The following is a 12663-nucleotide window of genomic DNA, read 5'->3' on the forward strand; positions in this document are numbered from 1 at the left end:
GGGGCTGCAAAAGAGCGGAAGCCGCCGCTAAGCTCGATCCCATGCAACTACCCACCTACGACGACGTCATCGCCGCAGCCGAGCGGCTCGAAGGCCATGCCCACCGCACGCCGGTGCTGCGCTCCACCACCGCCAACGAGCGCTGGGGCGCCGAGTTCTTCTTCAAGTGCGAGAACTTCCAGCGCATGGGCGCCTTCAAGTTCCGCGGCGCCTTCAACGCGCTGTCGAAGTTCGACGCCTCGCAGCGCAAGGGCGGCGTGATCGCCTTCTCGTCGGGCAACCACGCGCAGGCCATCGCGCTGTCGGCGCGCCTGCTGCAAATGCCCGCCGTGATCGTGATGCCCAAGGACGCGCCGGCCGCCAAGGTCGCGGCCACCAAGGGCTACGGCGCCGAGGTGGTGCTGTACGACCGATTCACCGAGGACCGCGAGGCGCTGACGAAGAAGCTGGCGCAGGAGCGCGGCATGACGATGATCCCGCCCTATGACCACCCCGACGTGCTCACCGGCCAGGGCACGGCGGTGAAGGAGCTGATCGAGGAAACCGGCCCGCTCGACCATCTGTTCGTGTGCCTTGGCGGCGGCGGGCTGCTCTCGGGCTCGGCGCTGTCGGCACGCGCGCTGTCGCCGGACTGCAAGGTCTACGGCGTGGAGCCCGAGGCGGGCAATGACGGCCAGCAGTCGTTCCGAGCGGGGAAGATCGTGCACATCGAAACCCCGAAGACCATCGCCGACGGCGCGCAGACGCAGCACTTGGGCGAGTACACCTTCGGCATCATCCGCCGCGACGTGGACGACATCTTCACCGTCACCGACGAGCAGCTCGTCGACGCGATGCGCTTCTTCGCCGAGCGCATGAAGATGGTGGTGGAGCCCACCGGCTGCCTCGCCTTCGCGGGCGCGATCGCGGCGGGCAAGGCGATCGCGGGCCAGCGCGTGGGCGTGCTGATCAGCGGTGGCAACGTCGACCTGTCGCGTTTCGCGGCGCTGATCGCACCGCAGTAACTCTCGGCCTCGTTCAGGCCCGGATTCCGCTGGCCGTGAGGTGCAGCAGGCGATCGGCCTGCGCGGCCGCGCTTTCCGAGTGCGTCACCAGCACCAGCGAGGCGCCGTGCTCGCGGGTCTGGCCGATCAGCAGCTCCATCACCTTCGCGGCGGTGGTGGGGTCGAGGTTGCCCGTGGGCTCGTCGGCCAGCAGCAGGGCGGGGCGGTGTACCAGCGCGCGTGCGATGGCCACGCGCTGCAGCTGGCCGCCCGACAGCGTCTGCGGCAGCCGCGTACCCATGCCGGGCAGGCCCACCGCCTCGAGCATGTGCGCGATGCGGCCTTCGCTGTCCTTCTGCTGCCCCAGCAGCATCAGCGGCAGCGCCACGTTCTGCGTCACGTCCAGGTGCGGCAGCACGTGGAAGGCCTGGAACACGAAGCCGACATGCCGCCGCCGCCAGAGCGCGCAGGCTTCGCCGTCGAGCGCGCCGATGTCGACGCCGTCGTGCGTCACCGTGCCCTGGTCCCAGCTGTCGAGGCCGGCCATGCAGTTGAGCAGTGTCGACTTGCCCACGCCCGATTCACCCACGATGGCGACGAACTCGCCGGGCTCCACGGTGAGCGTCACGTTCTCGAAGACAGGCGCATCACCGTAGTGCTTGCCGAGGTTGGAAATACGCAGCGTCATCTGGGAGCCACGGCCTTGGCCATGAGTTGAACGGCGGCCTGCACCGCGTCGGGAGCGTCGCAGGCGATCACGGTGCGCTGCGGCATGCTGCGCAGCCAGGTGACCTGCCGCTTGGCGAGCTGACGCGTGGCGGCGATGCCGCGCTCTCGCAGATCGGCCATGGCCCTGGCGTCGGGCGCCGCGCTGCCGGCCGCATCGAGCGTTTCCCAGGCCTGCCGGTAGCCGACGCAGCGCATCGAGGGCAGGTCGGTCGAAAGATCGCCGCGTGCGCGCAGGGCACGCACCTCGTCGAGAAAGCCTGCGGCGAGCATGGCGTCGAAGCGCTCGGCGATGCGGCCGTGCAGCCACGAGCGGTCGGCGGGCTCCAGCGAGAACAGCGCGCCGCCTTCGACAGCGCCGGCTGCCTTGTTGTCGCTCGCATGGAAGCTCGACAGTGGCTGGCCGCTGCTCTCCCACACTTCGAGCGCGCGCTGGATGCGCTGGCTGTCCTGCGGTGCGAGCCGTGCGGCCGTGACCGGATCGACCTGCGCGAGCCGCGCGTGCATGGCGGGCCAGCCGAGCGCGGCCGCGTCGGCGTCGATGCGCGCGCGCACCGCGGCATCGGCCGCGGGCATGGCGTCGATGCCGTCGAACAGCGCCTTGAAATAGAGCATGGTGCCGCCCACCAGCAGCGGCAGCGCGCCGCGCGCGCGGATCTCGCCGATGAGCCGCGTGGCGTCGGCCACGAAGGCGGCGGCGCTGTAGCTCTCGCGCGGATCGAGGATGTCGATCAGGTGGTGCGGCACGGCGGCCTGCTCGGCGGGCGTGGGCTTGGCGGTGCCGATGTCCATGCCGCGGTAGACCAGCGCCGAATCGACCGAGACGATCTCCACCGGCAGCAGGCGCGCGAGCGCCAGCGCGGCGGCCGTCTTGCCCGAGGCGGTGGGACCTGCGAGCGCGATGTAGCGCGGTGGAGTCGGGGAGGGCGCGGCATCGGGCGATGCGCGGGTGGCGGTCTTCGCGGCCGCGTCGGAACTGGGAGACATGGTGCGCCGAGCGTAGCAAATGGCGCGGGCCTGGCAGCGTGCCGGGCCTTGGGTGGAGGTGGGGAGGTGGCCGCCCTCAGATGGCGGCGGGCACTGGCGGCTCCACCTTGCCGCTCACGTCCTGCGGCGTGAGCGGGGCCGAGGCAGCCGGCGGCGCGAGGCGCGGCGTCGGCCGCACGGCGGCGTTGCTGGCGACCATGTTCTCCGGCTTCATGCGGAACAGCTGGGTCAGCGCCGCGCGGTACTGCGCCTCGCCGATGGAATTGGTGTTGTGGTGCGAGCCGCCCTCGACCAGCACGAACATCTTGGGCCCGGTGGCCGCGTCGTACAGCTTGCGGCCCAGCGTCGGGTTGATGAGGCTGTCGGCCGTGCCGTGCACCACGAGCAGCGGCGAGCCGATGTCCTTGACCGCGTTGATCGCCTCGAAACGCTGCGTGATGAACGGGCCGAAGGGCAGCCAGCCCCACTTGAAGCCGCTGACCACGTCGGCGATGGAGGTGAAGGTGCTCTCGACGATGGTGCCGCTCTCGTCCTTCACGTGCGCCGCGAGATCGATGCCGATGGCGCCGCCGAGCGAGTGGCCGAAGATGTAACGGTGCTGCCTGGGGTGGCGCGCGGCCAGCCAGGTCCAGGCGGCGCGGGCGTCCTCGCGGGCCGATTCTTCCGAGGGCAGGCCCTTGGAGCTCTTCCCGAAGCCGCGATAGTCGATGGCCAGCACAGAGAAGCCCAGCTCATGCATGCGCTGGATGCGTGGTGCCGAGCCGGCCACGTTGTAACGGGCTCCGTGCAGATACAGCAGGACAGGAGTGGCGGTGGTCTCGGGCGCGCCGCCCAGCCACAGGCCGTGCAGGCGCGCGGGCTCGCCGGTGAGGGAGGACTGGAAGTCGATCCACACGTCCTCCATGCCCTGGGCCATGGAGGCGGTGTTGCCCCAGCTGCGGTCGCTGGGCTGGAAGATCCATTCGCGTTGCTGCTCGTCGAGCGTCGAGCAACCGGCGGCAAGCAGTGCACACAGCGAGAGGACAGACGCGAGGAGGGTCCAGCGTTTCATCATGGGTTTGAGGGACAGCGGAGTCGGCTCGAAAGTTCACCTGCTTTCACCTTGATGCGCCGACACAGCAGCAAGGTAACTCCCTGAAACAGTGCTCGCCGGCACTTTACCGAGCACATGCAACGGATGTGCCTGGGATTTCGCCGACTGCGGAAAACCCTAGAAAAAAGGCTTAAAAATGTCCGAAAACCGCGGATCGGCCGGGGTTTCGCTGCTTATCGGCCACGCATGAAGAGCGAATCCAGCTCGCGCACCGAAAGCTGGCGCCAGGTCGGCCGACCGTGGTTGCACTGGTCCGAACGCTCGGTGGCCTCCATCTGGCGCAGCAGCGCGTTCATCTCGTCGATGGTGAGCTTGCGGTTGGCCCGCACCGCGCCGTGGCAGGCCATGGTGGAGAGCAGTTCGTTCTGGGCGCGCTGCACCACCGTGCTGGCGTCGTGCTGGCCCAGTTCGGCCAGCACGCTGCGTGCGAGTTCCACCGGATCGCCGTCGGCCAGCGTTCCGGGCACGGCGCGCACCGCGAGCGTGCGCGCCGAAAAGGGCGTGATCTCCAGCCCCAGCGTCGGCAGCACCTCGGCGCAGGCCTCGGCCGTGGCCACTTCCTGCGGCGTGGCAGCGAAGGTCGCCGGAATCAGCAGCGGCTGGCTGCTGATGGCAGCGCCGTCGAGCTGCGTCTTGAGCCGCTCGTAGACGATGCGCTCGTGTGCCGCGTGCATGTCGACGATCACCAGGCCCTGGCTGTTCTCGGCCAGGATGTACACCCCCTGCAGCTGGGCCAGCGCGCGGCCCAGCGGCCAGGCCTCGTCGTTGTTGGCGATGGACTGCGTGCCAGGGCTCGGCGCAAGGGGAAGTCCGCTCGGAGCCTGGAAGCTTGCCGGCGCCGCGCTGGCAGCGGGCCAGGGTGGCGGCGCGGAAGGTTCCGACGCATGCAGCGCAACCTGCCGCGGCTGCTCGCTGCGCTGGGGCCACATCGCCTCGAAATCGCCGGTGCCGCGCTCGCGCGGCGTGAAGTCCATGGCCGGCTGGGCCCAGCTGGCATTCGGCGGCAGCGCCGTCTGCTTGAAGAAGGGCTGCGGCGCGCCTGCCGGCGCTGTCGCGTCATTGGCGCGCGGAGCCGCCAGCGCGTCCTCGACGGCATGGCGTACGGCCTGGTGCACCTCGCGCCCGTCGCGAAAGCGCACTTCGATCTTGGTCGGATGCACGTTCACGTCGACGCGCGACGGATCGATTTCGAGGTACAGCGCATACACCGGCTGGCGCTGGCCGTGCAGCACGTCTTCATAGGCGCTGCGCACCGCGTGCGACAGCACCTTGTCGCGCACGAAGCGTCCGTTGACGTAGAAGAACTGATGATCGCCGCGCGAACGCGCCGCGTCGGGAATACCCGCGCGGCCGACCACGCGCACCGCGCCGCCTTCGCGCGCGACGGCCACGCTCTGCGACACGAACTCGTCGCTCAGCGCATCGGCCAGCCGCTGCTCGCGCGTGGCGGCTGCGCGCCACTGCTCGACCAGCTTGCCGTCGTGCCAGATCGAGAAGCCCACCTCGGGCCGCGCCAGCGCATGGCGGCGCACCGCCTCGATGCAATGGGCCAGCTCGGTGGCGTCCGTCTTCAGGAACTTGCGGCGCGCGGGGGTCGCGAAGAACAGCTCGCGCACCTCGACGGTGGTGCCGGCTGAGCGGGCCACGGGCCGCAGCTCGCCGGTGCGCCCGTCGAGCGCGAAGGCGGAATCGGAGCCCGCGAAGCGCGAAAGAATGCTGAGCTCGGCAATCGCATTGATGGCGGCCAGCGCCTCGCCGCGAAAGCCCATCGTGCCGACCGTCTCCAGGTCGTCGAGGCTGGCGATCTTGCTGGTCGCGTGGCGGCGCAGCGCCACCGTGAGTTCCTCGCGGGGAATGCCCAGGCCATCGTCTTCCACGGAGATCAGCCGCACGCCACCTGAGGCCAGCCGCACCGTGATCTGGCCGGCACCTGCGTCCAGCGCGTTGTCCAGCAACTCGCGCACCACCGAGGCCGGACGCTCGACGACTTCACCGGCGGCGATCTGGCTGATCAACTCGTCGGGAAGCTCGCGGATCGGGCGGCGTTGTGGGGGGGAGATGGTGGTGGGGAGGGCGCTCACCGGGGCATTCTAAAAGCGCGGGTTCCGAGGCGTCCGCTCAGGGCTGCTGCAGCTGCTTGAACATCACGTAGGCATCCACGAAGCCGTGCCGCGGATGCCTGAACGCGCCCGGCAGCGTGCCGACGATCTCGAAGCCCATCTTGCGCCACAGGCGTACCGCGCCTTCATTGGTGGACACGACGAAGTTGAACTGCATCGCGCGAAAACCCATGCGCAGGGCCTCCTGCTGCGAGTGTTCGCACAGGGCCGATGCGACACCCATGCCGCGCGCCGCGTCGGACACGACGTAACCGCAATTGCTTACGTGCGAGCCCTGGCCGGGCTGGTTGGGGCGCAGGACGTAGGTGCCGAGCACCGCGCCCTGGTCGTTGCAGGCGACGAAGATCGCCGTGGGCACCTTCATCCACGAGTGGCGTGCCTGTTCCTCGGTCACGTCGGGCGGATACGTGTAGGTGTCCGCGCGGCGGAAGGTGGGTTCCAGGACGGACCAGATGGCGGGCCAGTCCGCATCCGTGGCGGCGCGTATGTGCAGCATGGGGTGATTCGCGAGTGCGTCGAGGTCGAGCAAGGATAATCCGCGCCCATGGAAATCATCAGCTTTCTCGTCGACTTCATCCTTCACGTCGACAAGCACCTCGAGGCCTTCGTCATCGCCTACGGCCCCTGGGTCTATGCCTTGCTGTTCCTCATCGTCTTCGTGGAAACCGGCGCGGTGGTGATGCCGTTCCTGCCGGGCGACTCGCTGCTCTTCATCGTCGGCGCGCTGTGCGGCGCGGGGCTCATGAACTATCCGCTGGCGTGCGGCATCCTGATCGCGGCCGCGATCCTGGGCGACCAGTGCAACTACTCCATCGGGCGCTACTTCGGGCCGAAGGTGTTCCAGTGGGAGAACTCGCGCTTCTTCAACCGCAAGGCCTTCGACCAGGCCCATGCCTTCTACGAGCGCTACGGTGGCATCACCATCATCCTCGCGCGCTTCATGCCCTTCATCCGCACCTTCGCGCCCTTCGTGGCCGGCGTGGCCGAGATGAACCGCGCGAAGTTCACGATGTTCAACGTGGTGGGCGGGCTGATCTGGGTGCTGGGCATCGCCACCGCCGGCTACTTCTTCGGCAACCTGCCTTTCGTGCGCCAGCATCTGGACAAGATCATCTGGGCGCTGATCTTCGTACCGGGCCTTCTGGCGATCTACGGCGCGTGGCGCGCCTCCAAGGCCGAGAAGGCGCGCGAGGCCCAGGCCTCGCAGGCCTGACCCGACTTCGCCAACCAATGAAAAAAGCGCGCCGGGGGGCGCGCTTTTTCATTCAGGCCCGTTGTTCAGACCGTGCATCAGTAGTTCGGCCCGTTGCCAGGGTAGTAGCCGCTGCCGCGCGGATAGCGTTGCTGGTTGTAATAGTTGCGTTCATCGGCATTGCGGCCGACCTGGTTGCCGATGAGGCCGCCGATGGCCGCGCCGCCCACGGTGCTCGCGGTGTTGCCGCCGATGGCATTGCCCACCAGAGCGCCGCCCACGGCGCCTACGCCGGTCCCGAGGTTCTGATTGGGACCGCTTGCGCAACCCGCAATGGTCATGACCGAAGTGGCTGCGGCTGCAGCGATCCAGAGACGTGTGTTCATGATGTCCACCTTTCGATGAGTGATGGCTCATCATGTCCAACGCACCCCCGTGTGCCGTGTAGGAACCAGCCGCACGTGCCTGTGCGGCCTCGCGGGGCGCACCGCGTGGGACAGGAGTGCATGCTTTGGCTCTACAGCCAGCAGCGGTGCGGGAAAGGGGGCGGCTAGAGCTGCCGGCTGCGCGCCAGCGGCGGGTTCTGCGCGAAGTAGCGCTGGATGCCGCGCATCAGCGCATCTGCCAGGTTCTCCTGGTAGTCGACGCGGCGCAGGTTCGCTTCTTCTTCCGGGTTGCTGATGAAGGCGGTTTCCACCAGCACGCTCGGAATGTCGGGCGCCTTCAGCACCGCAAAGCCGGCCTGCTCGACCGAGCCCTTGTGCAGCCGCGCGCCGATGCCCTTGATTTCTCCGAGCATCGCGCCGCCGAGCTTCAGGCTGTCATTGATCTGCGCGGTGGTGCTCATGTCGAGCAGCGCGCGCTGCACCTGTGCCTCGTGGGTTCCCACGTTCACGCCGCCGACCCGGTCGGCGTCGTTTTCCTTGTTGGCGAGCCAGCGCGCCGCGCTGCTCGACGCGCCGCTCTGGCTCAGCGCGAACACGCTGGCGCCGCGCGCGGCGGGCGTGGTGAAGGCGTCGGCATGGATGCTCACGAACAGGTCGGCCTGCACGCGCCGCGCCTTCTGCACGCGCACGCCCAGCGGCACGAAGAAGTCGGCGTCGCGCGTGAGGAAGGCGCGCATGGGGCTGCCGTTCACGCTGCTCGCGTTGATGCGCTCGCGCAGGCGGTGGGCCACCTGCAGCACGATGTCCTTCTCGCGCGTGCCGGCGGGGCCGATGGCGCCGGGGTCTTCTCCGCCATGGCCGGGGTCGAGCGCAACGATGATGATGCGGTCGGTGCGGCTGGCGGTGGCGGTGCTGCTGGGGCCTCGCGACGGAGGCGCAACCGGCGGAGGCGGCGCGACGGGCCTGACGGGCGTGGTGCCGACCACGGGCGGAGGCGGGGCCGAAGGGCGATCGGGTGCGATCGCGACAGCGGGTGGAGGCGTCTGCGGGCCAGGGCGCATCGACTGCTGCGCCATCAGGTCACCGAGCGGATCGGCTGCCGGGGCAGGGGGCGGCGGCACGACACCGGCGACAGCGGAGCCGCCGCCCGAAGTGCGCGGCGCATCGCGCAGGCGCTCCGCGATCAGCGCTTCCATCGGGTCGATCGCCTGCTCGGGGTACAGGTCGAGCACCAGCCGGTGCTTGTACGCGGCCACGGGCGCGAGCGAGAACACCTGCGGCACCACGGCCTGCTTCAGGTCGAACACGATGCGCACCACCTTCGGCGCGTTCTGCCCGACGCGCAGGCCGTTGATGTACGGGTCGCCGGGCTTGATCTTGCCGACGAGCTCGCGCAGCTCGGGGTTGAGATCGATGCCCTCGATGTCGACCGCGAGCCGAGGCGGGCTGCCCACCACGAGCTGCTGCGAGTTCAGGCGTGCGTCGGACTCGATGGTCACGCGCGTGTAGTCGGCGGCGGGCCACACGCGAACTGCGAGGATGGTGGCTCCGCGCGCGATCTGGTGCACGCCGAGCATCAGCGCGATGCTGCCGCCCTGCAGCAGCACGCGCCGTTTCAGGCCGGCCGCCTTCATGCGGCGATGCGCGCCAGCAGATCGCTGCCGCGAGGGGTGTTCGCGAGGAGGGTCACGCTGCGTGTGTCGTCAGTCATTGCTTCTATTTTAATAGCGAGGTCGGCAATTGGCGTACGGCCCGCGGCGTTCTCCGGCCACTCGGCCAGCTTGAGGCCCGGTCCGGCGAAGATGTCGCGGAAGCCGGCGTCGTCCCATTCGCGCGGGTCGGCGAAGCGATAGAAGTCGAAATGGAAGATCTGCAGCCCGTCGGGCGCCTCGTGGGGCTCGACCACCGCATAGGTGGGGCTCTTGATGCGGCCGGTGATGCCCAGGGCGCGCAGAAGGTGGCGTACGAAAGTGGTCTTGCCGGCGCCGAGGTCGCCATGCAGCTCGATGAATGCGTCGCGCAATGCGGGCGATGCGGCCAGCGCCTGCGCGAAGGCATCGGTGTCGGCTTCGCTGCACCAGCGCAGGCTGCGGGTGCTCTTGTGCGTTTCTACAATCGGCAAGTGATCGTCAGCCATCCACTCGTTGTTCGTATTCAGGCCTTGGCCCGGGAACTCGGATTCTCCCAAATCGGAATCGCGGGCGTCGATTTATCGAGCGCCGAGGCCGGTCTGATGCAATGGCTGGCCCATGGGTTCCATGGCGAGATGCAATACATGGAAACGCACGGCACGCGCCGTGCGCGTCCGGCCGAGCTGGTGCCGGGCACCGTCAGCGTGATCACCGCGCGCATGGACTACCTGCCGCGCACCACCGAGCCCGAGTGGCAGGCCATCGAGTTCGACCGGCTGAAGCGGCCTGGCGAGGCCATCGTGTCGGTCTATGCCCGAGGTCGCGACTATCACAAGGTGCTGCGCAACCGGCTCGCCAGGCTGGCCGAGCGCATCGCCGAGGAGGTCGGCCCCTTCGGCCACCGCGCCTTCACCGACTCGGCCCCCGTGCTCGAAGCCGAGCTGGCCTCGCGCAGCGGCCAGGGCTGGCGCGGCAAGCACACGCTGGTGCTCGACCGCGATGCGGGCTCCATGTTCTTCCTGGGCGAGATCTACGTCGACATGGAACTGCCGCCGAGCGAGCCCGTCACCGCGCATTGCGGCAGCTGCAGCGCCTGCATCGACGTGTGCCCGACGCAGGCCATCGTGGCGCCGAAGCGGCTCGACGCGCGCCGCTGCATCTCGTACCTCACCATCGAGCACGGCGGTTCCATTCCGGTCGAACTGCGTCCGCTGATGGCCAACCGCATCTACGGCTGCGACGACTGCCAGCTGATCTGCCCCTGGAACAAGTTCGCCAAGAAGAGCACGCTGCCCGACTTCGACGCGCGCGACGAACTCACCGGCCGCACGCTGGCCGATCTCTTCGCGTGGACCGAACAGGACTTCCTGCGCCGCACCGAAGGCAGCCCGATCCGCCGCATAGGGCACGAGCGCTGGCTGCGCAACATCGCAGTGGCGCTGGGCAACGCGGTGCGTTCGGGCGAGGGTGGTGCGAAGGAAGCGCTGGCGACGCGGGCGGAACACCCGAGCGAACTGGTGCGCGAGCACGTCGCCTGGGGCCTGGCGCAACGCGCAGACTGAGCCTCAGGCCGGCAGGATCTCGCGCACCCGCTCCCACGGCCGGCACATCAGCGTGCCGCGCGGCGAGACCACGATGGGCCGCTGCAGCAGGATCGGGTGTTCCACGATCAAGTCGAAGATCTGGTCGTCGGTCCATTTCGGATCGGCGAGGTTCAGCTCCTCGTAGGGAGCCTCCTTGGTGCGCAGCAGGTCTCGCGCGCCCATGCCCATGGCCTTGGAGAGCTCGCGCAGCTTCTTCTTCGAGGGCGGCGTTTCAAGATAGAGAACGATCTCGGGCTCCACGCCGCTTTCGCGGATCAACTGCAGCACGTTGCGCGACGTGCTGCAGTTGGGCTTGTGGTAGATCGTCATCGGGTAGGCGGTGGTGGGGGTGCGTGCGGTCATGGTGCCGATGATAGGAAACAGGCGCCGCTCAGCTTTCCTGTGCGTCCATCGAGAACGGAAAGCGCGCCTCCCAGAATTCCGCCAGGCGCGGATCGGCATCGACACGGCGCACCACCTGCGCCATGCGTGGCGCCACGCGATAGAAGCGCCGACGGCGCGGCGTCCAGCGCGACACCACGGTCACGTACAGGTCGAGCATGCTGATCTTCTCGCCCAGCAGGTAGGGCGCGGGCTCGTCGATCTGCGAATCCATCAGCTGCCAGCAATGCGCGATGCGCTCGGCGGTGCGTTCGAGCATCGCCGGCTGCGCGGCGGGGTCGGGCACGAGGCGCGAAGGCTCGTCGCGCACCCAGAACATCGAATAGATGGCGGCCGGCAGGTAGACCATCCAGCGCAGGTAGCGCGCACGCAGCGGGTCGTCGGGTGCGGGGCAGAGTCCGGCCTCGGGATAGCGGTCGCCCAGCCAGAGCAGTATGGCCGCGCTCTCGGTCATCACCTCGCCCGAAGGCAGCACGAGCGCCGGCACCTGCCGCATCGGGTTGACGCCGGCGACCCGCTCGCGCTCGGCATCGCCCTCCCACGGGGCGATGTCGACGGTCTCGACCTGCGCGCCGATCAGCGTGAGCGCGGCGTGCACGGGCGTGGCGCCCGAGCCGGGGGCGCCGTAGAGGGTGTAGCGGTCTTCGCGGGCGGAGGTGGATGGAGCGTTCATCCGCGCAGGTTACGCAGGCCCGCCCCCGATGTCACGTAGGTCAGGCGGCCAGAAGCGCGTCCACCTTCTTCAGCCCTTCGAGCGTCTTCACGCAGGCCTCGGCCACTTCCGTGCCCTTCACCGCGAAATGGCGGTGGAAGTACTTGCGGTGCTCCACGTGCTCGTGGAAGTGGTGCGGCGTGAGCACGGCCGAGAAGATCGGCACGTCGGTCTCCAGCTGCAGCGACATCAGCGTGCTGACCACCGTGTTCGCCACGAACTCGTGGCGGTAGATGCCGCCGTCGACCACCAGCGCGCAGCCGACGATGGCCGCGTACTTGCCCGAGTTGGCGAGCCGCTTGGCGTGCAGCGGAATCTCGAAGGCGCCCGGCACGTCGAAGATGTCGATGAGGTCGCGCGCCACGCCCTGGCGCTCCATCTCCTCGAGGAAGGCGTCGCGCGCCTGGTGGACGATGTCGGAATGCCACTGCGCCTCGACGAATGCGATGCGCGTGCCGCGCGGCGAACCCGACGCGGTGACGGCGGAAAGGGGAAGGTCGTTGATCTGACTCATGGTGTGCCTCTTGAAGAAAGCAGGTTTCCTGAATCAGGGCGCACGAAACAGCGAGCCCGCTCGCGCGCCGGTTCGCCTGAAAAAGCGCAGCGCGCGGGCCGACCCGCATTTCGCGCTCTCTTTCATCCGGACTGTGACCGTCGGCTTCGGAATCGCACCGAAATCTGCTGACCCTGGAGCTCATTGCGAGCCCCAGGCGCTCGCGGGCTTGTGCTGCCTTTCCTTCCGGAACATGCCGCCATCACCGCCGGTGGGGAATTTCGCCCCGCCCTGAGAACGCTTGCCGCGCGGCGAACCGCGCAGCGGGGGCGATTCTAGGTGGCACCCACGGTGC

At 68.8% G+C, this 12663-nt stretch carries 14 protein-coding genes and 1 riboswitch; of the genes, 3 read left to right on the plus strand and 11 right to left on the minus strand.

Annotated elements, in window-relative coordinates; translation table 11 throughout:
- Window positions 1–41 precede the first annotated feature (41 nt).
- The gene (locus ABL844_RS11920) at window positions 42–1004 is read left to right on the plus strand and encodes a threo-3-hydroxy-L-aspartate ammonia-lyase (RefSeq protein WP_418131368.1); all 963 of its coding nucleotides are present in this window, start codon (window positions 42–44) and stop codon (window positions 1002–1004) included.
- A gap of 13 nt (window positions 1005–1017) precedes the next feature.
- Here ABL844_RS11920 and ABL844_RS11925 read toward each other — a convergent pair whose 3' ends face one another.
- From ABL844_RS11925 to ABL844_RS11945, 5 genes are all read right to left on the minus strand, one after another.
- A complete protein-coding gene (locus ABL844_RS11925) occupies window positions 1018–1671 on the minus strand; it encodes an ABC transporter ATP-binding protein (RefSeq protein ID WP_126018370.1) in 654 nt (217 codons plus the stop codon).
- The gene (gene miaA / locus ABL844_RS11930; RefSeq protein ID WP_418125430.1) at window positions 1668–2696 is read right to left on the minus strand and encodes a tRNA (adenosine(37)-N6)-dimethylallyltransferase MiaA; all 1029 of its coding nucleotides are present in this window, start codon (window positions 2694–2696) and stop codon (window positions 1668–1670) included. The genes ABL844_RS11925 and miaA overlap by 4 nt, the downstream gene beginning before the upstream one ends.
- 76 nt (window positions 2697–2772) lie before the next feature.
- Window positions 2773–3747: an alpha/beta hydrolase gene (locus tag ABL844_RS11935; RefSeq protein ID WP_260319211.1), complete on the minus strand. Its 975-nt coding sequence runs from the start codon at window positions 3745–3747 to the stop codon at window positions 2773–2775.
- A gap of 215 nt (window positions 3748–3962) precedes the next feature.
- Complete coding sequence (gene mutL / locus ABL844_RS11940) at window positions 3963–5870, minus strand: DNA mismatch repair endonuclease MutL (RefSeq protein ID WP_418131369.1); 1908 nt, start codon at window positions 5868–5870, stop codon at window positions 3963–3965.
- 37 nt (window positions 5871–5907) lie between these two features.
- Complete coding sequence (locus ABL844_RS11945) at window positions 5908–6405, minus strand: GNAT family N-acetyltransferase (RefSeq protein ID WP_184636600.1); 498 nt, start codon at window positions 6403–6405, stop codon at window positions 5908–5910.
- 48 nt (window positions 6406–6453) lie between these two features.
- Between ABL844_RS11945 and ABL844_RS11950 the strand changes: the two genes are divergently transcribed.
- Window positions 6454–7122, plus strand: coding sequence for a DedA family protein (locus ABL844_RS11950; RefSeq protein ID WP_126018377.1), 669 nt, complete (start codon window positions 6454–6456; stop codon window positions 7120–7122).
- Between the two features lie 77 nt (window positions 7123–7199).
- Here the strand turns inward: ABL844_RS11950 and ABL844_RS11955 are convergent, their stop codons facing one another.
- The 3 genes from ABL844_RS11955 to tsaE all read right to left on the minus strand — a co-directional run bounded on the left by ABL844_RS11955 (window position 7200) and on the right by tsaE (window position 9624).
- Window positions 7200–7487 carry a glycine zipper domain-containing protein gene (locus ABL844_RS11955; RefSeq protein ID WP_126018379.1) on the minus strand — a complete coding sequence of 96 codons (288 nt, stop codon included), beginning with the start codon at window positions 7485–7487 and terminating at the stop codon, window positions 7200–7202.
- Between the two features lie 164 nt (window positions 7488–7651).
- Window positions 7652–9121 (minus strand): N-acetylmuramoyl-L-alanine amidase, encoded by a 1470-nt coding sequence (locus ABL844_RS11960; RefSeq protein WP_418131370.1) that lies wholly within the window; start codon window positions 9119–9121, stop codon window positions 7652–7654.
- Window positions 9118–9624 (minus strand): tRNA (adenosine(37)-N6)-threonylcarbamoyltransferase complex ATPase subunit type 1 TsaE, encoded by a 507-nt coding sequence (gene tsaE, locus ABL844_RS11965; protein WP_418131371.1) that lies wholly within the window; start codon window positions 9622–9624, stop codon window positions 9118–9120. Before tsaE ends, ABL844_RS11960 begins: the two co-directional genes overlap by 4 nt.
- On the opposite strand from tsaE, the gene queG reads away from it, so the two are divergent.
- Complete coding sequence (gene queG / locus ABL844_RS11970) at window positions 9610–10680, plus strand: tRNA epoxyqueuosine(34) reductase QueG (RefSeq protein ID WP_418131372.1); 1071 nt, start codon at window positions 9610–9612, stop codon at window positions 10678–10680. The genes tsaE and queG overlap by 15 nt on opposite strands.
- A 3-nt stretch (window positions 10681–10683) precedes the next feature.
- On the opposite strand, the gene arsC is transcribed toward queG, so the two are convergent.
- From arsC to ABL844_RS11985, 3 genes are read right to left on the minus strand one after another with little or no spacing between them, the layout of a single operon-like run.
- Window positions 10684–11064 (minus strand): arsenate reductase (glutaredoxin), encoded by a 381-nt coding sequence (arsC, locus tag ABL844_RS11975; protein WP_418131373.1) that lies wholly within the window; start codon window positions 11062–11064, stop codon window positions 10684–10686.
- 28 nt (window positions 11065–11092) lie between these two features.
- Window positions 11093–11776, minus strand: coding sequence for a glutathione S-transferase family protein (locus ABL844_RS11980; protein WP_418131374.1), 684 nt, complete (start codon window positions 11774–11776; stop codon window positions 11093–11095).
- A gap of 40 nt (window positions 11777–11816) precedes the next feature.
- Complete coding sequence (locus tag ABL844_RS11985; RefSeq protein ID WP_369658612.1) at window positions 11817–12329, minus strand: 6,7-dimethyl-8-ribityllumazine synthase; 513 nt, start codon at window positions 12327–12329, stop codon at window positions 11817–11819.
- A 110-nt stretch (window positions 12330–12439) separates the two neighbouring features.
- A riboswitch (FMN riboswitch) is annotated at window positions 12440–12611 on the minus strand.
- Window positions 12612–12663: the final 52 nt, after the last annotated feature.

The sequence above is a fragment of the Variovorax sp. 278MFTsu5.1 genome, from assembly GCF_048305045.1.
Taxonomy (GTDB): Bacteria; Pseudomonadota; Gammaproteobacteria; order Burkholderiales; family Burkholderiaceae_C; genus Variovorax; species Variovorax guangxiensis.